This window comes from Arthrobacter sp. 01T428 (assembly GCF_056398685.1).
Genome location: NZ_JBFTPW010000015.1, coordinates 71,208 through 94,092 on the forward strand (window position 1 = coordinate 71,208; position 22,885 = coordinate 94,092).

Annotated in this window: 20 protein-coding genes; 10 read left to right on the forward strand and 10 right to left on the reverse strand. The window is 64.9% G+C overall.

Features of this window, described 5'->3' with window-relative positions; genetic code table 11:
* The first annotated feature begins 60 nt into the window (after positions 1–60).
* Together AC1DJB_RS16305 and AC1DJB_RS16310 are read left to right on the forward strand one after the other, a co-directional pair.
* Complete coding sequence (locus AC1DJB_RS16305; RefSeq protein WP_059389501.1) at positions 61–756, forward strand: GNAT family N-acetyltransferase; 696 nt, start codon at positions 61–63, stop codon at positions 754–756.
* Positions 757–822: 66 nt separating this feature from the next.
* On the forward strand, positions 823–3,147 hold the full coding sequence (locus AC1DJB_RS16310; RefSeq protein ID WP_441433145.1) for a DEAD/DEAH box helicase: 2,325 nt from the start codon (positions 823–825) through the stop codon (positions 3,145–3,147).
* 64 nt (positions 3,148–3,211) lie between these two features.
* Here the strand turns inward: AC1DJB_RS16310 and AC1DJB_RS16315 are convergent, their stop codons facing one another.
* The 7 genes from AC1DJB_RS16315 to ssd all read right to left on the reverse strand — a co-directional run bounded on the left by AC1DJB_RS16315 (position 3,212) and on the right by ssd (position 8,833).
* Positions 3,212–3,739 carry an Rv3654c family TadE-like protein gene (locus AC1DJB_RS16315; protein ID WP_441433122.1) on the reverse strand — a complete coding sequence of 176 codons (528 nt, stop codon included), beginning with the start codon at positions 3,737–3,739 and terminating at the stop codon, positions 3,212–3,214.
* Positions 3,736–4,254, reverse strand: a complete 519-nt coding sequence (locus AC1DJB_RS16320) for a TadE family type IV pilus minor pilin (RefSeq protein ID WP_370872164.1) — start codon at positions 4,252–4,254, stop codon at positions 3,736–3,738. Before AC1DJB_RS16320 ends, AC1DJB_RS16315 begins: the two co-directional genes overlap by 4 nt.
* 119 nt (positions 4,255–4,373) lie before the next feature.
* Positions 4,374–4,763, reverse strand: a complete 390-nt coding sequence (locus tag AC1DJB_RS16325) for a DUF4244 domain-containing protein (protein ID WP_306959239.1) — start codon at positions 4,761–4,763, stop codon at positions 4,374–4,376.
* 200 nt (positions 4,764–4,963) lie between these two features.
* A complete protein-coding gene (locus AC1DJB_RS16330; protein WP_306959241.1) occupies positions 4,964–5,596 on the reverse strand; it encodes a type II secretion system F family protein in 633 nt (210 codons plus the stop codon).
* Positions 5,596–6,261 carry a hypothetical protein gene (locus tag AC1DJB_RS16335; protein ID WP_370872163.1) on the reverse strand — a complete coding sequence of 222 codons (666 nt, stop codon included), beginning with the start codon at positions 6,259–6,261 and terminating at the stop codon, positions 5,596–5,598. Before AC1DJB_RS16335 ends, AC1DJB_RS16330 begins: the two co-directional genes overlap by 1 nt.
* Before the next feature lie 176 nt (positions 6,262–6,437).
* Entirely contained in the window at positions 6,438–7,703 is a 1,266-nt protein-coding gene (locus AC1DJB_RS16340; RefSeq protein WP_441433123.1) for a TadA family conjugal transfer-associated ATPase, read from the reverse strand.
* Positions 7,700–8,833 carry a septum site-determining protein Ssd gene (ssd, locus tag AC1DJB_RS16345; RefSeq protein WP_441433146.1) on the reverse strand — a complete coding sequence of 378 codons (1,134 nt, stop codon included), beginning with the start codon at positions 8,831–8,833 and terminating at the stop codon, positions 7,700–7,702. The genes AC1DJB_RS16340 and ssd overlap by 4 nt, the downstream gene beginning before the upstream one ends.
* Before the next feature lie 309 nt (positions 8,834–9,142).
* Here ssd and AC1DJB_RS16350 point away from each other — a divergent pair, with 309 nt between their 5' ends.
* The 3 genes from AC1DJB_RS16350 to AC1DJB_RS16360 all read left to right on the forward strand — a co-directional run bounded on the left by AC1DJB_RS16350 (position 9,143) and on the right by AC1DJB_RS16360 (position 12,166).
* Positions 9,143–10,837, forward strand: coding sequence for a bifunctional 3'-5' exonuclease/DNA polymerase (locus AC1DJB_RS16350; protein WP_441433124.1), 1,695 nt, complete (start codon positions 9,143–9,145; stop codon positions 10,835–10,837).
* Between the two features lie 44 nt (positions 10,838–10,881).
* Complete coding sequence (locus AC1DJB_RS16355; protein ID WP_284990348.1) at positions 10,882–11,745, forward strand: CHAD domain-containing protein; 864 nt, start codon at positions 10,882–10,884, stop codon at positions 11,743–11,745.
* A 220-nt stretch (positions 11,746–11,965) separates the two neighbouring features.
* A complete protein-coding gene (locus AC1DJB_RS16360) occupies positions 11,966–12,166 on the forward strand; it encodes a YegP family protein (protein WP_084784587.1) in 201 nt (66 codons plus the stop codon).
* A gap of 53 nt (positions 12,167–12,219) precedes the next feature.
* Here AC1DJB_RS16360 and AC1DJB_RS16365 read toward each other — a convergent pair whose 3' ends face one another.
* The 3 genes from AC1DJB_RS16365 to AC1DJB_RS16375 are packed head-to-tail and all read right to left on the reverse strand — an operon-like array spanning position 12,220 to position 14,920.
* Positions 12,220–12,900 (reverse strand): NUDIX hydrolase, encoded by a 681-nt coding sequence (locus AC1DJB_RS16365; RefSeq protein WP_059389496.1) that lies wholly within the window; start codon positions 12,898–12,900, stop codon positions 12,220–12,222.
* Positions 12,897–13,688, reverse strand: coding sequence for an endonuclease III (nth, locus tag AC1DJB_RS16370; RefSeq protein ID WP_284990347.1), 792 nt, complete (start codon positions 13,686–13,688; stop codon positions 12,897–12,899). The genes AC1DJB_RS16365 and nth overlap by 4 nt, the downstream gene beginning before the upstream one ends.
* Positions 13,689–13,699: 11 nt before the next feature.
* Positions 13,700–14,920, reverse strand: a complete 1,221-nt coding sequence (locus tag AC1DJB_RS16375; RefSeq protein WP_441433126.1) for an MFS transporter — start codon at positions 14,918–14,920, stop codon at positions 13,700–13,702.
* Between the two features lie 422 nt (positions 14,921–15,342).
* Between AC1DJB_RS16375 and acs the strand changes: the two genes are divergently transcribed.
* The 5 genes from acs to AC1DJB_RS16400 all read left to right on the forward strand — a co-directional run bounded on the left by acs (position 15,343) and on the right by AC1DJB_RS16400 (position 22,880).
* A complete protein-coding gene (gene acs, locus AC1DJB_RS16380) occupies positions 15,343–17,379 on the forward strand; it encodes an acetate--CoA ligase (protein ID WP_441433127.1) in 2,037 nt (678 codons plus the stop codon).
* A gap of 197 nt (positions 17,380–17,576) precedes the next feature.
* Positions 17,577–18,893 (forward strand): ABC transporter substrate-binding protein, encoded by a 1,317-nt coding sequence (locus AC1DJB_RS16385; RefSeq protein WP_306959257.1) that lies wholly within the window; start codon positions 17,577–17,579, stop codon positions 18,891–18,893.
* Between the two features lie 14 nt (positions 18,894–18,907).
* Complete coding sequence (locus AC1DJB_RS16390; RefSeq protein WP_059389493.1) at positions 18,908–19,912, forward strand: carbohydrate ABC transporter permease; 1,005 nt, start codon at positions 18,908–18,910, stop codon at positions 19,910–19,912.
* Positions 19,909–20,814, forward strand: coding sequence for a carbohydrate ABC transporter permease (locus tag AC1DJB_RS16395; RefSeq protein ID WP_059389492.1), 906 nt, complete (start codon positions 19,909–19,911; stop codon positions 20,812–20,814). The genes AC1DJB_RS16390 and AC1DJB_RS16395 overlap by 4 nt, the downstream gene beginning before the upstream one ends.
* A 5-nt stretch (positions 20,815–20,819) precedes the next feature.
* On the forward strand, positions 20,820–22,880 hold the full coding sequence (locus tag AC1DJB_RS16400) for a beta-galactosidase (protein WP_476910578.1): 2,061 nt from the start codon (positions 20,820–20,822) through the stop codon (positions 22,878–22,880).
* The last annotated feature ends 5 nt before the right edge of the window (positions 22,881–22,885 follow it).

Genomic DNA, 22,885 nt, shown 5'->3' on the forward strand with positions numbered 1-22,885 from the left:
TAATGGAGCTGTTACTGACGGCCCCTGTTGATTCCCAGACCGCTGGCATAGTCTCTCTACATGAGTCACGAAGCCTTGGTTGAAGACATCGCTGAGCTGCTCGACGTCTGGGTGGCTGGCTGGGCCGGGTCCCGGAGTTACGAAACGCGAAAGGAAGGCCGGTTCCCGGCAGCCCTGCGTGCAGACAAAACCGGCGACTGGGAATACTTTGCCTACGACCCCTCGGATGACGAGTTCGCCGAACTGGCCGCCAAGACCGCCCAGGCGGACACCCGCATTTTGACGATCCTCACGAACGACGCAGGACGCTACACCCAATTGGCTCGCGAGAACGGCTTGAACGTCACCTCCGATTCCCAGACCATGATGATCGTGGACATGGGGACGCAAGATGCCGAGGATCCGTGGCTCTCGGATGACGACCTCAAGCTCACCACTTCCGAAAGCAAGGGCGTCCACTACGCCGTGGTCCATGCCGGCGAAGAGGTGGCGGCCAGCGGACAGGTATACGTAGTCAAGCAGACAGCGGTGTTCGACAAAATCGTCACCGAGCCCAACTACCAGCGCCGGGGACTGGGCAGTTTCATCATGAAAGCCCTCGCCGCGCAGGCATTTCAATACGATGTTGAAAGCGGCCTGCTCCTCGCTTCCTTGGACGGACAGCATCTCTACTCCCACCTTGGCTGGAAGCACGTGTGCCAGGTGCTCATGATGTCCACCAAATCGGTCGACGAGACTGACCTGTCTGTGGCGTAGCCGAGGTTCGGCGCCGGTCGGTTTCCGGCGCAATGACAGAATGTTCACGTGAACGCAACTGAATCGATGATCTCCCTTCTGGGCAGGAGCCCGGACCCGGAGCAGTTGCGACATGTCCGCACCATTCCAGCTCGCCAGGCGGTCCACGAGGCGTGGCCGGGCTGGGCCCACCCCGATGTGGTTGCCGCTTACGGATCCTTGGGCATCCACGAACCGTACCGGCACCAGATCGAAGCAGCCGAGCTCGCCCACTCCGGCCAAAACGTCGTCATTGCCACCGGGACCGCCTCCGGAAAGTCGCTCGCCTACCAGCTGCCTGCCCTCGACGCCATCCATCGTTCAGAGTTGCGGGTGCAGTCAGAGCCGGGCAAGATCCACGACAACGGTGCCGTCACCCTGTATCTCTCCCCCACCAAGGCACTTGCAGCCGACCAGTTGGCAGCGATCCGCGCGCTCAAGCTCCCCACGGTCCGGGCTGAAACCTACGACGGCGACACCGAGCAGTCCCAGCGCCGCTGGATCCGTGATCATGCCAACTTCATCCTCGCAAACCCCGACATGTTGCACTTCGGGATCCTGCCCAACCACATGTGGTGGGCCCGCTTCTTCCGCAGGCTCCGGTACGTCATCGTGGACGAGGCCCATAGCTACCGCGGGGTGTTCGGGTCCCACGTCGCCAACCTCATGCGGAGGCTCCGGCGAATCTGTGCCTACTACGGTGCCGGCACCTCCTTTCCTGAACCGGTGTTCATTGCGGCGTCGGCGACTGCGTCGGACCCGGGCACATCCTTCGCCCGGCTCATCGGCACCCCCGTCCGCGAAATTTCCGAGGACTGTTCACCTCATGGCTCCACGACGGTGGCATTCTGGGAACCTGCCCTGACCGAGCTGAAGGGCGAAAACGGGGCAAAATCCCGCAGGACCGCCGTCGCCGAGACCGCGGACCTGCTGGCCAACCTCGTGTCCTCCCGTGTGCGGACCATCGCCTTCATCAAGTCCAGGCGCGGCGCGGAGACAATTTCGTCTATCACCAAGCGCCTCCTCGACGAAGTGGATCCCAGCCTGCCCCAGCGGGTTGCTGCGTACCGCTCCGGCTATCTCCCCGAGGAGAGACGGGCTTTGGAAAAGGCTTTGCGTTCCGGTGAGCTGCTTGGGGTGTCCAGCACGTCGGCATTGGAATTGGGTATCGACATTTCCGGGCTGGACGCCGTGCTGGTAGCCGGCTGGCCCGGGACGAGGGCTTCCCTGTTCCAACAGATCGGACGGGCCGGCCGGGCAGGCCAAAACGCTATTGCCGCGTTCGTGGCCAGCGACGATCCTTTGGACACATACCTCGTCAACCATCCGGAGGCGATCTTTGACGTGTCGGTCGAGGCCACCGTCTTCGATCCCGGAAACCCCTACGTGCTCGGCCCCCATCTGTGCGCGGCAGCGGCCGAGCTCCCGATCGGTGTGGCTGAACTTGAGCTGTTCGGGTCGACGTCCGAATCCCTGCTGAATCAGTTGGTGCAACAGGGGTACCTGCGGAAACGGGCCGCGGGCTGGTTCTGGACCCATCCCGAGAGCGCCGCGGCCATGGTAAACCTCCGCGCAGATGGCGGCGGCCCCGTAAGCATCGTGGACTCCGAGACTGGCTCCCTGTTAGGCACCATGGACTCGCCACAGACGCACTACCAGGCGCATACGGGCGCGATCTATGTGCACCAAGGCGACAGCTACTTGGTCGAGGAACTGAACGAAGAGGACCATTGCGTGGTGGTTCGTCGAACCAACCCGGACTACTACACCACGGCACGGGACGTGACGCAGATCGAGGTCCTGCAGACTCTCCGGACCATGGAATGGGGGGACATCGCGGTTCACTTCGGCGAAGTGAAAGTAACAACACAGGTAGTCTCCTTCCAACGTAAGGCACTGATTTCCAACGAGGTTTTGGGGGAAGAACCGCTGGAACTCGGGGCCAGGGATCTTTTCACCAAGGCGGTATGGTTTGTGGTCCACAACCGTTCGCTGACTAGCGCAGGCCTTGTCGAGGCCCAGTTCCCGGGTGCCCTTCACGCCGCCGAGCATGCCGCCATCGGGCTTCTGCCGCTGGTCGCTTCAAGTGATCGTTGGGATATTGGTGGAGTCTCAACAGCGCTCCACGCCGACACCGGAGTTCCCACGATCTTTGTGTACGACGGCCATCCAGGCGGTGCCGGATTTGCCGAGCGCGGCTTCGAAAAAGCCAAAGTGTGGTTGACCGCCACAAGGGACGCCATCAAAGCCTGCGAGTGTGACACCGGCTGCCCTTCCTGCGTCCAGTCCCCCAAATGCGGCAACAAGAACAATCCGCTCGACAAGGACGCAGCGGTCACCCTGATCGACGTGCTGCTGCGCGACGCGTCCTAGGCGCACGATTTAGGGCGGCGGTTCTAGGGCGCTGTTCTAGGGCGGCGGTTCTAGGGCGGCGGTTCTAGGGCGGCGGACCGGCCCGGGCTCTGCCGGTCGCGGTCCCGAAGACTGCGCCGCGGTCCAGCTCAGTGCGGACTTCCACGATCCCGCCTACGCCCACCGTGCACGCCGTCAACGAAGCTCCATGCTGCGCGGCCGTTTCGCTGGCGAGCAAACAAGGATCTCCGGTTGTCAGGCCGCGGGCCGCGTCGGCTCCTGCGAGCGCCGCGAGATCGGCGGCAGACGCTGCGCGGTGGGCCATCGCCATGGCTTGGGCCAGGGTCAGCGCCGCCGCCAAGCAGGCCATGACAACGAGGCCCAGAGCAACAGCCAGGATGGTTCCAGAACCGTTTTCAGCAACCCGAACCCCGTCGCCGACGCGGGCGCTACCTGCCCTCACGCCGCGCGCAGTCTCGCCGCAACTATCGCTGGCGCGGATGGTTCCCGAACCGTTTTCAGCAACCCGAGCGTCACCGCTAGCGCGGATGGTTCCCGAACCGTTTTCAGCAACCGGACCCCCGTCGCCGGCGCGGGCGCTACCTGCCCTCACGCCGCGACCTCTTCCACAGCGGTTTGGAGCCCTGCCATCGTCACAGCACCCCTGAAATCCACAACCCCGTCCCGGGCAGTGAGGAACGGAACGGTGGCCGCCGACGACTGCGGGGCCTCTCCCCTCGCCGATGCCGTCGCCGAAAGCCTCCATGGGACAAAGGAGCCCAACGGGCCGACGACCCGGGCGGAGACTGTGACCTTGATCCATTCGCCGTCTTCGGCAATGACGGCCGAGGCAGCATCGCCTGCCAGCATCCGAACGATGCCGTCGACGGTTGAATGGCCGTCTCCCCGGGCGAGGGCCCTGGCACCCGCCCTGGCCGCCTCTTCCAAGCGAAGCTGTGTAATCCCCGCGGCCGATCCCGCGAGAAGCAGGGCCAAGAGAAGCAGGACAGAGGGTAGTGCCACGGCGAATTCAGCGGTGACGGCGCCACGGCCCCTCGCAAGGAAAGCATCTCGCCTACGGTGCTTGCGCGTGCCATCTAGCTTCTCCGTCGAAGGAGGCCGTCTGATCGAAGGAGTCCGCTGCCGCATAACGCCAGCCGCCCGGGCTAGCTTTACGGCGAGCCCCCAAACCAATGCCAACTGACGGATCGAATTCCCGGCATGGCGCTTTGAACCCCACCGCGGTGTCATGGCAGGGAGAGCGCGCTACGAATGAGGTTGAGGAGGAAGCCACGTACTTCCTCGCTGCGAAGGATGACCACCAAGAGTCCGGCGAAGCCCACGGCGGCAAGGGTTGCGATGGCATATTCGGCCGTCGCCATCCCAAGCTCGGATCCCATGAGCCGCACCTTCGACCGTCTCGGAACGGCAGAACCGTCGCTCGGCCGCGCACGGCCTGCTTCGGCGGTGGAATGCGGGTGGGTTGGCAGCCGAACGGGCCTGCTTCCCTGTGCGCCCGGGAACAATTCGAGGACCTCGGCCTCCGGCCGAGGAGGAGATGCCTGGGCGAGTGCCAGGGCAGCCCGGGGGGCATGGACGTCCTGCGGCGCCTGGGCGGTATCGACGGTTGCGTTCATTTCGGTTCCTTTCTGCGGGGCCGGCTTGGCCGCCGGCTCTACTTCGACTCTTCCGTTGGCATGTGGGCTTCGAAAGGCCCCAAATCTCCTAAGTGGAAAACTCGCTTCTGAACGTTCCTGTGGAGGGAAACTGGCTTGCGAGGGACTCGGGCGCCGCCCCTGGCGGGGCCGCCAGCAATCCCCCCGGGCGGGGCCGCCAGCTATCCCCCGGACGGAAGCATGGCCAACAGCACCGGGACCACACCAAGACAGATGAAGGCCGGCAAGGAACACAGACCCAGTGGAATCACGAGTTTCACTCCGAGCGCGGCAGCGCGCTTTTCCGCCACCCTGAACTTTTCACGCCGCAGTCGAGCTGCCTGGGCAAAGAGGATCGCCGAGGATGGTGCGCCGGTCAGGGCGGCGAAGGCGAGCGCATCCTTGAGCTTGCGCGCTTCAGCGCACTGCTGGCCCGCACTCCGCCATGCCGTCTCCCAGTCCGTTCCGATATCGAGGGCAGCAACCACCGCCTTCAGGGAGCGGCTAAGCTGCGGGGACGCGCATCCGGCGATCAACTCAAGGGACCGTCCGAGGCCCGCCCCGGAGTCGAGCATGGCGGCCACCAACTCAAGGATCATGGGCACATTGCGCAAGCCTCCCTGCCCATCGGGATTCCGGAGAGTGCCCGCCGCCTCGCCCCGGCTGGTGTTGTTCATCGGGCCGTTGCTTCCGAGTGGGCCGCGAAGTGTCCGGAGGATTGAGCGCCGCCGGGTTCGTCCTTGATAGGCCAGCCCGAGAATTGCCGCAAAGACCAGCACGAGGGACACTGCGATGGCTGCGAATGCCGAGCCCATCAGTCAACGCCCGCCGCGACGTGCACCAACCGGGATGACCAGATTCTGCCGGTGACAGTCAGGACACCCCCGGCCGCGAGCGCCGCCAATCCCAAGCCGTTGGCCAACAGGACCCCCAACGGATCCACCCCAAGCATCATGCCCAGCCCCAAGCCGAACACCGGCAGCCATGTCAGAAGGCGCACAGTGGCTTTCGGGCCGGCCAAGGCAGTCTGCCGGGCATCGCCGGCGTCGTCCTCGGCCTCAAGCTGGGAGGCGAATCTGGTCAGCACGTCGGCTAATGGACAACCACTCGCCTCCGCGACGTCCAGGCAGGCGGCAAGTTCTCCCCAGATTCGATGTTCCAGCGGACTCCTCCCCCTAAGATTCTTCGCTGCCGACGATCTGATGGCTTCGGCGACCGAGGCCCCGTTCATCGATGCCGCCCGCGCCGCTGCGAGAACCTGAAGAGACCCATCCGACACCTTGGGTAATGCCAGGGCCTTAGCTCGCACTTTGCGGTCCTCCGAGTCGACCGAACGAATGCGGTGATCCCTGGGTCCATGCACAATCCAGAGTTCCTCCCAGAGGCGCGACGTCGAACGGCCGCCCCGGAGGAGGGCGGCCAACTGCTGTACGAGTATCGTGAGCGGCAATGCGTCCGCGCGGGAGCGCCGCACCGGCACGCGCGCCCCAGCGCCTGCCCCGGCCCCGGCCCCTGCCACAGCCCCAGCCCCAGCGCCAGCGCCAGCCCCATGCAAGGGAGCACGAGGCAGGGCACGCACTACCCGTTTGCCAAGTCGCCGGGACGGTTGGAAGAAAACCCATGCAGCGGCCGCCAGGACGAGAATGAGGAATCCGCTCACGCGACAGCTCCAAGGTGATCCGGGCGCGAGATCGGTCGTTGCGAGCCGGGCAGGGGCCCGGGCAGGAGCCCAGGGTCCAGTTCAAGGCGATCTGCGAGGTCCCCCCAAGCGGGACCAGGGACAGCAACACCCGCCGGCATTTCCACGGCAGGCACGATCGATGGGGCGGACGCGCCCACCGCCAACAATCCAATGCAGGAAACTCTTCTGCCGGCCGGCGTCCGCTCGACGTGGACCACTGCGTCCAATGCCGTTGAAAGCTGCAGTTGAACGGCTTCCCGGCTCAAGCCTGCGAGCGCACCCAACGCCACCAGCCTGGCCGGGACCGCGGAGGCGGTGTTTGCGTGGATTGTGCCACCGCCACCCGTGTGGCCGGTATTGAGTGCCGTCAACAGCTCACGGACTTCTGCGCCCCGGCACTCACCCACGATCAACCGGTCCGGCCGCATCCGCAGTGCTTGCCGAACGAGTTCGCCAAGATCGAGAGCGCCACCGCCTTCAAGGTTCCCGTGCCTGGACTCAAGGGAAACCACGTGCGGGTGCACCGGGTTCAGCTCCGAGGCGTCCTCAATCAGGACGAGCCGATCATGCGGGCTGCTCAAGCCGAGCATCGTGGACAGCAATGTGGTCTTTCCGGAACCGGTGGCACCGCTGATCAGGAAGCTCAGCCTGCGATCAACCATGGCCTGCAACACCTGCTGGACCGGTGCCCCGAACATGCCTCCCGCACGCAACTCGTCGATCGAGAAAACCTCCTCGCGCCGAATCCGAACGGACAACAAAGTTCCGGCAGTGGAAATCGGAGGCAACACTGCGTGCACCCGGTATCCGCCGTCCAGGCGGACATCGACGCACGGCGAGCTGTCGTCCAAACGGCGTCCACCGGCCGCCACGAGCCGGGAGGCCAAGGCACGGATTTGAGGTTCGCCGTCGAAGTGCACCTGCGCCCGCTCCAGCCCCTTGCCGCGGTCGAACCACACCGAGTCCGGGCCATTCACGAAGATGTCCGTCACTGAGGCATCGCGGGCGAGCTGTTGGAGAGGTCCAAGTCCGCTCAGTTCGGCGCTGATGGATTCGACGGCGGCGAGCGCCCCCGCGGTCCCGAGTAGCCTGCCCGTGGCATGGACGGCCGCTGCCACGCGTGACGGAGTCACTGGACCGGCGTCGGCCATGACGGTTTCCCGGACGCTTTCAAGGAGTGCGGCGTCGAGGAGACGCGTGTTGCGACGGCGCTCGCCGTTTGGAAACCCAGGGGCACTCATACTGCGCCGTCGTCGAGTAGTTGAAGTACGGATTCCGCAAAGCGACGCACGGCCTTGCGCTTGCCGAATTCCAGAAGGCGTCCGAGCTCAGCGGCCGCGCCGGTGCCGCGGAGCTCGGGGAGCAAGCCATGAAGGGGCAGTCCCAGTGACTCGGCTATGAGCGGTCCGTCCAGGGCAGCACCGGCATTTCCACGGACCACCAAGGCTGTGTCCACCGGCGGCAGCTCCTGGAGAAGCCTGGCCGCGGCGACGGCTGCGCGGAGTTGGGCCGGTGCCAGGAGAAGAATCCTGTCGCAGTCCCAGGCAAAGCTGCCAAGCGACTCCGTTCCGCGGCCGATGTCGACAATGATCAGCTCATATCCCCGCCTCGCCGCATCAAGGACGGCCGCGACGGCCCCGGGCTCCACATCCAGAGGGCGGTCGCGGCTGCCCGGCCAGGACAGGAAGGAGAATCCGCCGGCGATCGGCAATGAGTCGCTTAGCTGCCCGGTACCGATGCTGCCGCTGGCATCGGCGAGATCGGGCCAGCGCAGTCCTGGCGCATCTTCAGCTGCCAGGCAAAGCTCAAGGCCTCCTCCGCGCGAATCGCCATCAACCAGCAGCGTCCGGATTCCGTGGACGGCCGCTTCCTGCGCCAGCCAGACCGCAGCCGTGGACGCACCCGCACCGCCGCATCCTCCTGTCACGCCGAGCACCAACCCTCCGGGGTCTGGATCATCCGAGCTACCGAGGTGCTCCGCCAGCCAGGCTGCGGCTTCCGGCAACACGGCCACACGTTCGGCCCCCAGGGCCGCTCCCAAATGCCACAACGAGTCCCCTTCACCGTTGAGGCCCAGCAAGACGGAAGGTGCACGACGACGGGGCGGAAGGTCGCGGATATCGCTGCCAAGAAGCACCATCCTCGCCGTATCCCACATGGGGAAGGCTGCCGATAGATCCATCGTTGTCCGGAGACTGGCACCGACAGCGGCCGCGATCCTTTCGGTTTCGGCTTGTAGCCGGACGTTCCCCGTCACCAGAAGGACATCGCCGGAACTGGCGGGAAGCCACGGCTCCCCGGAGTCCCGATCTGGCTTCGTCCCGGACCGTGGACCGGATCTTCCGGGAAGGGGGTGGCCACGTTGAAGCACCGTCGAACCGCGCGCCCCGTCAGCGGCAGCCCGGCTTCCGCCGGGTCTGTGGTTCCGCTCAAGATGTTGCCCGCTCATGAAGCCACTCTTTCCGTTTCACCACGGGCATTGAAGGCCCGTATCGGCGTATGTGGACAAAGCACCCACAACGACCCCTGTGGGGGACGGGTCCGCGTGCGGACTGCATCGCCCCGGACACTGCACCCCGGACAGCATCGCCCCCAAACACTGCACCAGGCCACAAGCTTGCGGACGGCAACTGTCCGCAAAGTGCAAGCTTCCACGGAATCACAGGGCAGAATTGTCAGCATGTACCTGCTGCTCGCCGCCCATCCAGACGGCGCAGCCATTCAGGAAATCAACGCTGCCGGAGTAGCCGTGGCGGAGCCACGCGCGGTCCGAAAGGCGGATCTCGCCGTCGTCGTCAGCGGGTTGGAGAAGAGCCGTCCGCGCTGGGTCTGGAACCGGACGCAGGATTGGTACCCGGCGATGCTCCAGGCCGGGGTGGAATTGGAGCGTTGCCACGACCTCACACTCTGCCGCGCCATTCTGGTGCATTCTGAGTTCACGGCCCACACGGACTATGCCCGCAGCGCGGAAAAGCTCACGCAAGACGACGAAATGCCGGTTCCGCCGCGGGTCCTCCAGCCTCCCCCGCCGCCCGCCGAGCAGGACGCGCTGTTCGACGACTTGGTCCCGCGCAGCACCCAGCCAAGCCTGGACGAGATCCGGGCCGAATTCGCGGCCCAGCAACATGCGCTCGGCCAGGCTTCCAAGGAAGAAGGCCGGCAGCACCGATTGAAACTGCTGCTGGCTGCGGAATCCGCCGGTGCCATGATCGCCGCCGAAATGCAGTTCACGGGTGTGCCGTGGCAGGAGGCGCTGCACGAAGAAATCCTGGAAGGCCACTTGGGTCCCCGCCCACCCGCCGGCCATCGGCCGGCCAGGCTCGAAGCTCTCTGCAACGAGCTTCGCGGGATTCTCCACTCTCCGAAGCTGAATCCGGATTCACCCCAGGACCTCATGCGTGCACTCCATCGGAACGGGATCGAAGTAAAAACCACCCGCCAGTGGGAACTCAAGGAATCGAAGCATCCTGCCATCGAGCCACTGCTGGAGTACAAGAAGCTCTCCCGTTTGTTCGCTGCCAACGGCTGGTCGTGGCTGGACGCGTGGGTGAGCGACGGGCGGTTCCGCCCCGAGTACGTGGTGGGGGGCGTGGTTTCCGGTCGTTGGGCGTCCAGGGGAGGCGGGGCGTTGCAGATCCCCCGCCAGATCCGGGGCGCGGTGCATGCCGACCCGGGGCACAAATTGATCGTCGCGGACGCCTCCCAGCTCGAACCCCGGGTTCTGGTGGCGCTCGCGCAGGATTCGAAGATGGCCGAGGCTGCCCGGGACAAGGACTTGTACGCCGGTATCGCCGCGCAGGGTTTCGGCGGCGACCGTTCGAAGGCCAAGATCGCCCTGCTGGGCGCAATTTACGGTGCCACCACGGGCGAATCCGGGCGCCTCATGCCACAGTTGACCCGGACCTATCCCCGGGCAGTCGGCTTCGTGGAACAGGCAGCCCGCGACGGCGAAGGCGGCCGCACCGTGACCTCAAGGTTGGGGCGCAGCAGCCCGCCGCCGTCGGAACGCTGGATCCGCAGCCAACAATCCACGACGGCGGAAGAACAGCGGCGTGCGGACAGCATCGCCCGCTCGCGGGGCCGTTTCACGCGGAACTTCGTGGTGCAGGGTTCCGCGGCGGACTGGGCGTCGTGCTGGCTTGCCGAACTTCGACGGCGGTTGCGCACCGCGCGTGCCGACGGCCTGCCTGCCGGGGAACTCGTGTTCTTCCTGCACGACGAAGTCATGGTCCACGCGCCTGCAGAGTCGGTGGAAGCGTGCATCAAGGCCATCGAAGAGGCCGCAGCCGCAGCGAAGGAACTGCTGTTCGGGCGGGTTCCGGTGGAATTTCCGGTGAGCGTCGCCGTCGTCGATTCCTACGACAAAGCGAAGTAATCGGCGCTATTGCCCCGCGCCCGACAGCAGAGGACGATTGCCCCGTGGGACACAAAGGCCACGCACCGCTGGCTGCATACATCGCCTTCCAACTGACCGCTCTGGAAGGACAATTGCCGCTGGTTGCAGCGGCCGATCCGGAAGCCGTACACAACGCCAGGCTCGCCCTTCGCCGGCTCCGTTCAGTGCTTAGCTGTTATCGCGGCATGATTCCCAAACTCCCCCGGACCGCCCGCGAGGAAGTCAGTTGGCTCGCAACTTCGCTCGGCGAGTCCAGGGACGCTTATGTCCTGGCGCAAAGGATACGGCTGTCCCTGGACACCAAGGACTCGTGGAAAAACCCCGGGACCGTGCGCCAGGCCGTGGAGGAACTGGAAGCGTCCAGCGCCCGGCTGGCCGCTGCCCTGGGTGGGCACAAGCGCAGCAAACGCACGGTGCGGGCCGCAAGGGCAGCCCTGTTGGAAGTGCCCACCGCAAGGGAATACAAGCACCCGACGGCGGACCTCGCGGAGCGCCTCCAAGGCCGGTGGGAGCGGTTGCAGCACAGCCTCGCGGAGCAGGCAGGCAGCAACGACCCGGAGGTCCGTAACGCCGCACTCCACCAGGCGCGCAAAGACGTCAAGTGCCTCCGTTACTCAGTGGAGGCAGTTGCAGACGCCTTCAGCCATCACGCTTCGGGCGTGATCCAACCGGCGATCGCCCTGCAGCGGTTGTTGGGTGAGCAACATGACGCTGTCGTGGCCGGCGAATGGATCAGGGAACTGGCGAAAAACCCCGGCGTCGACGCGGAAGATGCCCAGAGGCTGGAATCGATGGAGGTCCGGCGGCGACTCAGCGCGGAGGAAGAGTTCCGGATGGCAATCGCCGAATATCCGGTGCCGGCACCACGGCGCGCACTGATCTTTTGAAGCCCGGAACCATAACCGCCGGCGGCCCCGAAAGCGAGTCATATGGCGGAAACGAACCCGGCATGACCCGGGCAAGTAATGTACCCCAAAGTAACTTCAGCACGCCCCTTCCTTCTCGATAGTCTCGTCTTGTGGCGTTCGACGTGAGGGGCGCCACAGTGCAAAGACGCACTCACTGCGCAAGTCACTGTGCGGGCAGTATCCAAGGGGGAACAGCAAAATGGCTGGACGATTCGAAATTCTCAAAGACGGCGAAGACGGCTACCGGTTTCGGTTGACGGCCGCCGATGGAACCTTGGTGGCGGAATCGCCACGGTTCAAACACCTGAAAGCCGTAGTGGACGGCATCAACGCCGTGCGCGAAAATGCCGCCACGGGCATCGTCGTGGATCGCTCAAAAACCGTCCGGCGCGCGGCATAGCCGGAGCCAGTGGCGGGCGAGCGGTCTGCCTGCGCAAGGCACATTGCTAGAGGCTAGATCTCGATCTCAAGCACGCGCTCCGTGTCCCACGGAACCGTCCAGCCCAAAGCGTCGAACAAACCGCTGAGCACCATCCCGGTGAAACCCCAGACCACGAGCCCGTTGACTTGGAAGACCGGGCTCGAGAAAGTCCGGCCGAGCCTCGTGAGCGTCCCGGTGTATCGATTGTCGGGATCCAGGAGATCACGCACCGGTACGCGAAACACCTGGGCGGATTCGGCGTAGTCCACCACCCTCACGGGCGACGGCGACGCCCACCACGCCAAGACCGGCGTGACCACAAAATTGCTGCGGATCAGGCCGAGTTCCGGCATGACACCCAGCACCTGGACGCCACCGCTGTCCAGGCCTGTCTCCTCCACCGCTTCCCGGAGGGCTGCCGCGACGGCTGACTCATCCCCGGGATCGATGCTGCCGCCTGGGAACGCCACCTGCCCGGGATGGTCGTCCAGGGTGTGGGCGCGCTCCAGCAGCAAGACGTCCAAGTCCGCGGGGGCCACTGGTTTCCCGGATTGGGCGGGGACGTCGTCCAAGACGCCGAAGAGCATGAGCACGGCCGCTTTCCGTGCCTTGTCCGGATCGACGGTTGCAGCGGCAATCCGTGGATCAGGGCCGGGATGGAGGCCCGAATCGATCCTGGTGATGAGGCTGACGAGATCCTCGAGCGCCGTCATGCCGGCCTCCTTTGCGATTCCATGCGAATCTCCGCCGCGCGGTGGGTCTCGGCAAGCAACTGTGCGAGAAGCGCTTCGTTGCCGGGCGCCAGTTCGTATTTGAGCAACTTGGCTGCTTTGACGGGATCCTTTTCGCCTTCACCGTAACTCGGGCACCAGTTGGCCACTGCACACGCTCCGCACGCCGGCCTGCGCGCGTGGCAAACCCTGCGGCCGTGGAAAACAACGCGGTGGGACAGCATGGTCCAGTCCTTGGGCTCGAACAGCTCGGCGACATCGAACTCGATCTTCACCGGGTCCTCGGACGTCGTCCAGCCAAACCTGCGCGCGAGCCTGCCAAAATGCGTGTCTACGGTGATTCCCGGGACACCGAACGCGTTGCCAAGTACCACATTCGCCGTTTTGCGCCCGACGCCGGGCAGTGTCACCAGGTCTTCCAGCCGGCCGGGAACCTCGCCGTCGAACTCGTCCACCAAACGCGTGCTGAGCGCCAGGACGTTCTTTGCCTTGGCACGGAAGAAGCCGGTGGGCTGCAGGATCGCCTCCAGCTCGGCAAGCTCGGCCTCGGCCATGCTCCGGGCATCCGGATAGCGTGCGAACAGGATCTTGGTGACCTGGTTGACCAGCACATCGGTAGTCTGGGCGGACAGCACCGTGGCCACGACCAACTCGAACGGATTCCGGAAATCAAGCTCAGCGTGGGCGTAGGGATAGAGCTCAGCAAGCGCCTTGTTGATCTTGCGCGCACGCCGCTTCAAAGCCAGCGGGGTTTCGACGACGGTGTCCACGGCGGGCCGGGCTAGCCGCGTTCGATGTGGCTGAGATCGCGCAGGACGCCCACACTGCCGTCAGTATCCTGCACGAGGAATTCCGCGCCGCGGTCTTCGAGGGCCAGGACCCACGCGCCCGGTTCGATGGTGAAGGCGGGCATGCCGGTGTGCTCGTCGACAACGACGCGGGGATGGGCCACGGCGAACCAGAATGCCTCGTACCCGGAGGCGTGGCCGGATTCGTCCGTTCGCGTGGCTGGATCGACGGTGGCGCCGATGGGCTCGTGAACCCGGTGCTGATCGACCGTGCCGATGTGCTGGGTGGCGGGTCCCGAGCCTGCCTCCGGACCGCCGACAATGGGCGTAGCCATGGTGGCAGTAGGCAGGTGCTTGGGCTCCTCGGGCGTCGGCGCGTACACCTCCCGCCCGCGGTCGGCAACTGCAGTCTCGGCGGGTACGACGGCGGCCGGCCCGGCAGGCGCGACGGCGGCGGCTTCGGTGGCTGCGGGTTCAGGGACAGGTTCGTTGGTGGCCGCAGGAGCGGCCGTTTCCGGGGCAGCGACAGGCGCGGCTGTGGCAGGTGCCGGCGCGGCAGCGGCGGGGATCTCCTCTGCTGCCAAGCTGGCCGGTGCCGTGCTGGCAGGCTCCGGCTTGGGCTTGGCCGGCTTCGGCACCGCAGGCTTGCGGGTTGGAACGGTCGATTCCCGGGCCACAACGTGAGCTGGCTGTTCTGCACGGTCCTGGAAATCGTCGCGGAGGAACGGCAAGTGGGGAGCCAGGACCGTCGCGGCCAGAAGACCTAGAGAGCCGATAAGTCCGACGAGCACGAAGACGGTAAACGCGCCTGCTGCGGACAGGAAGAACAGGGTCAGGGCGAACGACGCCACGACGGAAGCAAACTGGTCAGTCGAAAGGGAACCGATCCTCACGATGTTCCCCGGCTGCAGGCGCCGGGCAACGAACAAGGCGGTAACGACGAGGGGAAGAATGATCCCGAGTGCCAGGAAGAAAAGGTTGTCGAGGTTCCACAAGTTATAGCGCCCGCCAAACATCGGCAGGAGGGACCCCACAAACATCACCAAGGTGGAGCCGAAAACGGTCAGGTCCCGGATAGTGAACGGACCCAGCACGGCCTGGTACTTCGGGGAGGTCACGCTGCCGGGCTCTGGCGCCCCGGATCCAGCTGCTGCTTCGGGGGCCGACCCGGGCGCGAGTGCACCGTATTTCGGACCTTGGCTCGTCTGGTTCATGTGCAAATCTCCTTAGTACGGCGGTGTTCCGGACGCCGCCGCCCAAGGCTGCACCCAGTAATTTCCGGGCCGGACCGGGCGGCAAGTTCTCGCGTCTCGAGACCTCTTCAGCCTATGCCACGCATCTGACAGTCCACTAGTTGGCATCGGCGCGGAGGCAGGCACGCCACGCCGTAATATTCCCCGCCTTGGGAGCCAAGCGAAAGCCTTCAGCACCGTTCGGCGCGAATCACCGGCCGCTCACGGTCCGGATTGTGACCGCAGACACTTGTTGTCGGCTCAAAACGCTAAGGTGGGTTCCGGAAAAGCTCTTTGCGGAATCCCGTGAGGCGCCGCAGCCCAACGCCGTGCACGATTGGCGCGTGGGGCGGCCCCGACACGGGACAACCGCGCGGCAGAGATCGATGAATGATGAGGTTCACATGTCCCAGGACGCCAATGGATCGACGACCACCGCTGCACCCGGATCCGACGGGGCAGGCAACGGCGACGCCCTCGAAAACCTTCTTCACGAAAACCGGAAGTTCGCGCCCACCCCTGAGTTCGCGGCCAACGCGGTAGTCGGCGCCGAAGTCTATGCGGAAGCCAATGCGGACCGTCCCGCGTTCTGGGCCAGGCAGGCCCGGGAACTGCTGGACTGGGACACGGACTTCACCGAAGCCCTGGACTGGTCCAACCCGCCGTTTGCGAAGTGGTTCGTCGGCGGCAAGGTCAATGCCGCGTACAACGCCCTGGACCGGCACGTGGAGAACGGGCTCGGGGACCGGGTGGCCATCCATTTCGAAGGCGAACCGGGCGACACCCGCTCCTACACCTACGCGCAGCTGACCGAAGAGGTCAAGAAGGCCGCCAACGCCTTCGAGTCGCTCGGTGTGGCCAAGGGCGACCGGGTGGCCGTGTACCTGCCCATGATCCCCGAAGCCGTCATCACCATGCTGGCCTGTGCCCGGATCGGGGCCGTGCACTCGGTGGTCTTCGGCGGCTTCTCCGCAGATGCGCTGCGCTCGAGGATCGATGACGCCGAGGCCAAGCTCGTGGTCACCGCCGACGGCACCTACCGCCGCGGGAAGCCCAGCCCGCTCAAGCCCGCCGTGGACCAGGCCCTGTCCAAGGAAGGCCATTCGGTCCGGAACGTCGTGGTGGTCAAGCGCAACGGCCAGCCCGTGGACTGGCACGAGGGCCGGGACCAGTGGTGGGAGGACACCGTGGGCGCCGCCTCGGGCGAGCACACCGCCGTCGGGCATGACGCCGAGCACCCGCTGTTCATCCTGTACACCTCAGGGACCACGGGCAAGCCCAAGGGCATCCTGCACACCACCGGCGGATACCTGACCCAGACCGCCTACACGCACAAGGCGGTCTTCGACCTGCACCCGGAAACGGATGTGTTCTGGTGCACCGCCGACGTCGGATGGGTCACCGGCCACTCGTACGTCGCCTACGCCCCGCTCGTGAACGGCGCCACCCAGGTCATGTACGAGGGCACCCCGGATTCCCCGCACCAGGGCCGCTGGTGGGAAATCGTGGAGAAGTACAAGGTCTCCATCCTCTACACCGCCCCCACGGCGATCCGGACGTTCATGAAGTGGGGCCGGGACATCCCGGGCAAGTACGATCTGTCCTCGATCCGGGTCCTGGGCTCGGTGGGTGAGCCCATCAACCCCGAGGCCTGGATGTGGTACCGGGACGTCATCGGCTCCAACGCCGGGAAGAACGGGGAAAAGAAGGAACACCCTGCCCCGATCGTGGACACCTGGTGGCAGACCGAGACCGGCGCGCAGATGATCGCGCCGCTTCCGGGGGTGACGGCGACCAAGCCGGGTTCGGCGCAGGTCCCGCTGCCGGGCATCGCGATCGACGTCGTGGACGAGGCCGGCGAATCCGTCCCGGACGGGCACGGCGGCTACCTCGTGGTCCGCGAACCCTGGCCCGCGATGCTGCGCGGCATCTGGGGGGACCCGGAACGGTTCAAGGACACCTACTGGTCCCGCTTCGAGGGCATGTACTTCGCCGGGGACGGGGCCAAGAAAGACGAAGACGGAGACGTGTGGCTCCTGGGCCGGGTGGATGACGTCATGAACGTCTCCGGGCACCGGCTCTCCACCACCGAAATCGAATCCGCGCTCGTGTCCCACCCGTGGGTGGCGGAGGCCGCCGTCGTCGGGGCTTCCGACGAAACCACCGGCCAGGCCGTGGTCGCGTTCGTCATCCTGCGCGGGGACGCCGTCAACAGCGGCGACGCCACCGTCCTGGAGCTGCGCAACCACGTGGGCAAGGAGATCGGCCCCATCGCCAAACCCAAGCACATCCTCGTGGTCCCCGAACTGCCCAAGACCCGCTCGGGCAAGATCATGCGCCGCCTCCTCAAGGACGTCGCAGAAGGCCGCGAAGTGGGCGATGCCACCACCCTGTCCGATCCGACCATCATGACCCAGATCGCCGAGTCGCTGAAGAAGTAGGCCCTGCTGCAAGCAAACAAAAGCGCCAAGGCACCACGCAAGGGCGGCGGTTCTCTCCCGGGAGGACCGCCGTTCTTGTCTTAAAACCCACCGTCGCAAGAATGTTATATTTAGTTCTTTCATGTTCTCTTTTGAGCGGTTATAGTCGAGTTCTACGTGAGATAACTCACAAGCACCACGCTTTCAAGGGAGAGAACATGGCAGCGAATCTTGACCCGTTCCAGTCGGCCCACAACGCCGGCCCTGGACGCCGCACCATCCTGAAAACGCTCGGTATAGGCGCTGCTGGGCTCGCCGGCATTCCGCTGCTGGCTGCTTGCACCGGCGGATCCGGACCGGCTCCCGGAGCTTCCTCGAACAGCCTGACCTTCGGCTCGGGTTCCTCGGACGATGTTCCCAAGGCCGCCTACAAAGCCGTCACCGATGCCTTCACCAAGAAGTCCGGCATCACGGTGGCCACCAACGTCGTCCCGCACAACGACTTCCAGAACAAGATCAACTCCTACCTCCAGGGCAGCCCCGACGATGCCTTCACGTGGTTCGCCGGCTACCGCATGCAGTACTACGCGGGCAAGGGCCTCCTGGCTCCCGTAGACGACGTCTGGGCAACGATCGGCAGCAACTTCTCCGACGCCATGAAGAAGGCCTCCACCGGCCCGGACGGCAAGATGTACCTGGTCCCCAACTACAACTACCCGTGGGGCTTCTTCTACCGGAAGAGCTTCTGGGCCGAGAAGGGCTACGCAGTCCCCAAGACCTTCGATGAGCTGAAGACCTTGGCCACCAAGATGAAGTCCGACGGCATCATCCCCATCGGCTTCGCGGACAAGGACGGCTGGCCGGCCATGGGCACCTTCGACTACATCAACATGCGCCTCAACGGCTACCAGTTCCACGTGGACCTGACCGCCCACAAGGAAAGCTGGGACCAGAAGAAGGTCAGCGACGTCTTCGACACCTGGAAGGCCCTCCTGCCGTTCCAGGACCCCAACGCCCTCGGCCAGACCTGGCAGGACGCGGCCAAGGCACTCGAAGCCAAGAAGACCGGCATGTACCTGTTGGGTTCGTTCGTGACCCAGCAATTCACGGATCCCGCCGTGCTGGCGGACATCGATTTCTTCCCGTTCCCGGAAATCGCGGTGGAAGGCACCGACGCCGTCGAGGCCCCCATCGACGGATTGCTCCTGTCCAAGAAGGGCGGCGACAACAAGGCGGCTCACGACTTCCTGGCGTTCATGGGATCCGCCGAAGGCCAGAACGCCTATTCAGCCGTGGATGGCTCCAACATCGCCACCGTCAAGGGCGCCGACACGTCAAAGTTCACCCCGCTGAACAAGAAGTGTGCAGACACCATCTCCAACGCCAAGTACATCAGCCAGTTCCTGGACCGTGACGCCCTCCCTGCCATGGCCAACAACGTGATGATCCCCGCGCTGCAGTCCTTCATCAAGGACGGCACCGTGGACGTCAAGAACCTTGAAGCGCAGGCCAAGACCCTTTACGCAGCCCAGTAGCTGAAGGAATCCCCATGAGTACTACCGCCGAGAAACCGGCAGCACCGGACAGCGAACCCGGTGCTGCCGGGCGAACCACGGCCGGCAAGAGCCAGCCCGGCACCGGCAGGCGGACCGGCAAAGCAGGCAGGGTCCGCCGCCTCACGCGCCGCGACAAATTCGTCCTCGCCATCATGGTGGGCGTGCCTACCCTGATCCAGCTCCTGCTTGTCTGGCTGCCCACGCTCTTCTCCATCGCGCTGAGCTTCACCCGCTGGAACGGCCTGGACCTGAAGGACATCAAGGCCGCAGGGACGGACAACTACCACTACGTGGTCCAGGACTATCCCCCGTTCTGGCCCGCTATTCAACACAACGTCCTCTGGCTCGTCTTCCTGGCCCTGATCGCAACACCCCTCGGCCTGCTGCTGGCAGTGCTCCTGGACCAGAAGATCCGCGGCAGCAAGATCTACCAGAGCATCTTCTTTACACCGGTCATGTTGTCGCTGGCCCTCATCGGCATCATCTGGCAGCTTTTCTACAACCGGGACAGCGGACTGCTGAACTACCTCCTGGGCACGGCGGGCACACCACAAGCCGTGGACTGGTTCGGAAATTCGAACGTGAATATCTGGGCGGCCATGGTTGCGGCAACGTGGCGCCACGCGGGCTACGTCATGATCCTGTACTTGGCCGGGCTCAAAGGCGTGGACCCCTCACTGCGAGAAGCGGCATCGATTGACGGCGCCAGCGCCGCGCAGACGTTCTTCCGCATCGTCTTCCCGGCTATGCGCCCAGTGAACATCGTGATCGTGGTGATCACGATCATCGAGTCGCTCCGTGCCTTCGACATTGTGTACGTCATCAACCGAGGGACCAACGGCCTTGAATTGATCAGCGCCCTGGTGATCCAGAACCTGATCGGCGAAGGCCAGGTGATCGGCGTCGGCTCGTCCCTCGCGGTCATTCTCCTGGTCATCTCGCTGATCCCCATCGTCTTCTACCTCATCCGCACCTTCGGCAAGGAGAGCAAGGCATGAGCACCCTCGCCAACCCCATCCCGCGTACAACAGCCACGGGCGCCAGGAACTCCGGCAAACGCCACTACGGGACCCACATCTTCCTGACCGTCATGGCCATCATGTGGCTTATTCCGCTGGGTTGGTCCTTGTTCACGGCTTTGCGTCCCAAGGCGGACACGGACAAATACGGCTACTTCAGCCTTGGCGGCACTTTCAATTTCGACAACTTCATCACGGCCTGGACCCAAGGCGGATTCTCGAAATACCTCCTGAACTCGGTGATCATCACCGTCCCCTCGGTGCTCCTGACCTTGTTCTTCGCCTCGATGATGGCATTCGCCGTCTCCAGGGTGAGCTGGAAGTTCAACGTCACGCTCCTGATCATGTTTACGGCCGGCAACCTCCTGCCGCCGCAGGTCCTGGCGGCTCCGTTGTTCGAGATGTTCAAACATGTCACGCTGCCGTACTCCTTCAGCGATTCCGGCAACCTGCTCAACACCTACATCTCGGTGATCGCTGTGGACACTGCGTTCCAGATCGGTTTTTGCACCTTCGTGCTTTCCAACTACATGAAGGCCCTCTCGTCCGACCTGACGGAAGCCGCACTGGTGGACGGGGCCGGGATCTGGCGGCAGTACTGGAACATCATCCTGCCGCTGTGCCGGCCCGCCCTCGCGGCGCTCGGAACCCTGGAAGTCATCTTCATCTACAACGATTTCTTCTGGCCGCTGCTCTTCATCCAAAGCGGAAACCGGCTGCCCATCACGACGGCCATCAATAACCTGCAGGGCGAGTTCCTCAGCAACTACAACCTCCTGGCGGCCGGTGCCACCATCACCGTGATACCCACCCTGATCATCTACCTCGTGCTGCAGCGCCAATTCGTGGCCGGCCTCACGCTCGGTTCCAGCAAAGGATAAAACGCATGGCAATGGATTACATCGTCGACAAGTTGGGCGGCCGGATCGCGTTCGGCGGCGACTACAACCCGGAACAATGGCCCGAAGAGGTCTGGAAACACGACGTCGCCCTCATGAAGGAAGCCGGAGTGAACCTGGTCAGTGTCGGCATCTTCAGTTGGGCCCTTCTGGAGCCCGAAGAAGGCCGCTACGAGTTCGCCTGGCTCGACAGGATCCTGGACCTGCTCCACACCAACGGGATCAGCGTGGATCTCGCGAACGCGAGCGCTTCTCCCCCGCCGTGGTTCAGCCGCAAGTACCCCGATTCGCTCCCGGTGGATGCCGACGGCGTCCGGCAAAGCTACGGTTCGCGGCAGGCCTTCGCGGCGTGCTCGCCGGACTATCGCCGGGCCGCAGCAGCCCTGACGACGGCGATCGTCCAGCGCTACGCGGGTCACCCCGCCGTCGTGATGTGGCATGTCCACAACGAGTACGGTTGCCACAACCAACCGGACTTCGGCCCGCACGCGGAGCGTGGCTTCCAGGAATGGCTCCAGGCCAGGTACGGGAGCCTGGACGCGCTCAATGAGGCCTGGGGTACGGCCTTCTGGTCCCAGCATTACTACGACTGGGCCGAGATCCTGCCGCCGCGGCGTTCGGGAACGTGGGTTAACCCCACGCAGCAACTGGATTTCGCGCGGTTCTCCTCCGACGCCCTGCTTGAGTGCTTCAACGCGGAGGCAGACATCATCAGGGCACATTCGAAGCACCCCGTCACCACCAATTTCATGGGCTTCAACATGGGCCTGAACGCCCCTGTGGACTATTGGCGCTGGTCCGGGCACATGGACGTGGTGTCCAACGACCACTATCTGATTGCCGCCGACGAACGGAACTTCCAGGACCTGGCCATGACGGCGGACCTCACCCGCGGCTGGGCACAGGGCAAACCATGGCTCCTCATGGAACACTCCACCTCGGCAGTCAACTGGCAACCCCGCAACGTGGCCAAAGTGCCGGGCGAAATGCTGCGCAATTCCCTGCAGCACGTGGCCCGCGGAACCGACGGCGTGTTGTTCTTCCAATGGCGAGCTTCCCGCGCCGGGGCCGAAAAGTACCACTCCGGACTGGTCCCCCACGCCGGCCGCGACAGCAAAGTGTGGCGCGAAGTGGTGGAGCTGGGCCGGGCGCTCGAGAGCATTTCGGAGGTGGCCGGCTCAACGGTCCAGGCCGAAGCCTGCATCATCCATGACACCGACGCCCGCTGGGGCACCGAACTCGACTCGCATCCCAGCGAAGACGCGCGGAACCTCCCGGAAACGCGGCGCTGGCACGATGCGCTCTACCGGGCCGGCATCACCACGGACATCCGGCAAAGCACCGACGATCTTTCCGGCTACAAACTGGTGATCGCGCCCATGCTGTACCTCGTCACCGATGAGGCCGCCGCGAAGCTCCACGAGTATGTCCAAGCCGGCGGAACCCTCGTGATCACGTATTTCTCCGGGATCGTTGACGAGAACGACCACATCCGGATGGATCCGGTCAACGGCGGCGGTTATCCAGGGGCATTTTCCGAACTGCTGGGCGTCAGCATGGAGGAATTCTTCCCCCTGCGCTCAGGCGATGCCGTGGGCTTGAGCCGCTTCGGCTCGGGGACGGTCTGGAGCGAGCTGGGGAAGGCAACCGGGGCGGAGGTTCTTGCCACGTTCGACGGCGGCACGGACACAAGCGGCGCACGCACCGGCGTCGACGGCTCGCCCGCGGTGACCCGCCGGGCGGGATCCGCCGGGCGCGGTGCCGCCTACTACGTCGCCACGACCTTGGGCCGCGAAGGGCTGGCCGAACTCGTCCAGCTCCTCTGCTCGGACGCCGGAGTGGCACCGGTCCTGGGCGTTCAGCCTCCGGAAGACGTGGAAATCGTCCGCAGGAGCAACGGCACCAAGGACTGGACTTTCGTCATCAACCACAGCGCGCGGGACGTGGAGGTGCCGCTCGACGGCGTCGAGCTCCTGGGCGGGACACCCACCGGAGGTACGCTAAACCTTACTGCCGGAGGCGTCGCCGTCGTCGCCACTCCCGCCTAGCCACC

Bases quoted from the DNA above. Each gene is read 5' to 3' on its own strand.
- AC1DJB_RS16330 (WP_306959241.1), bottom strand. From the start codon at position 5,596: ATGGGCTCGGCATTCGCAGCCATCGCAGTGTCCCTCGTGCTGGTCTTT.
- AC1DJB_RS16360 (WP_084784587.1), top strand. From the start codon at position 11,966: ATGGCTGGACGATTCGAAATTCTCAAAGACGGCGAAGACGGCTACCGG.
- AC1DJB_RS16375 (WP_441433126.1), bottom strand. From the start codon at position 14,920: ATGAACCAGACGAGCCAAGGTCCGAAATACGGTGCACTCGCGCCCGGG.
- AC1DJB_RS16350 (WP_441433124.1), top strand. From the start codon at position 9,143: ATGTACCTGCTGCTCGCCGCCCATCCAGACGGCGCAGCCATTCAGGAA.
- AC1DJB_RS16385 (WP_306959257.1), top strand. From the start codon at position 17,577: ATGGCAGCGAATCTTGACCCGTTCCAGTCGGCCCACAACGCCGGCCCT.
- AC1DJB_RS16325 (WP_306959239.1), bottom strand. From the start codon at position 4,763: ATGAACGCAACCGTCGATACCGCCCAGGCGCCGCAGGACGTCCATGCC.
- AC1DJB_RS16390 (WP_059389493.1), top strand. From the start codon at position 18,908: ATGAGTACTACCGCCGAGAAACCGGCAGCACCGGACAGCGAACCCGGT.
- AC1DJB_RS16305 (WP_059389501.1), top strand. From the start codon at position 61: ATGAGTCACGAAGCCTTGGTTGAAGACATCGCTGAGCTGCTCGACGTC.
- acs (WP_441433127.1), top strand. From the start codon at position 15,343: ATGTCCCAGGACGCCAATGGATCGACGACCACCGCTGCACCCGGATCC.
- AC1DJB_RS16310 (WP_441433145.1), top strand. From the start codon at position 823: ATGATCTCCCTTCTGGGCAGGAGCCCGGACCCGGAGCAGTTGCGACAT.
- AC1DJB_RS16340 (WP_441433123.1), bottom strand. From the start codon at position 7,703: ATGAGTGCCCCTGGGTTTCCAAACGGCGAGCGCCGTCGCAACACGCGT.
- AC1DJB_RS16400 (WP_476910578.1), top strand. From the start codon at position 20,820: ATGGCAATGGATTACATCGTCGACAAGTTGGGCGGCCGGATCGCGTTC.
- AC1DJB_RS16365 (WP_059389496.1), bottom strand. From the start codon at position 12,900: ATGACGGCGCTCGAGGATCTCGTCAGCCTCATCACCAGGATCGATTCG.
- AC1DJB_RS16395 (WP_059389492.1), top strand. From the start codon at position 19,909: ATGAGCACCCTCGCCAACCCCATCCCGCGTACAACAGCCACGGGCGCC.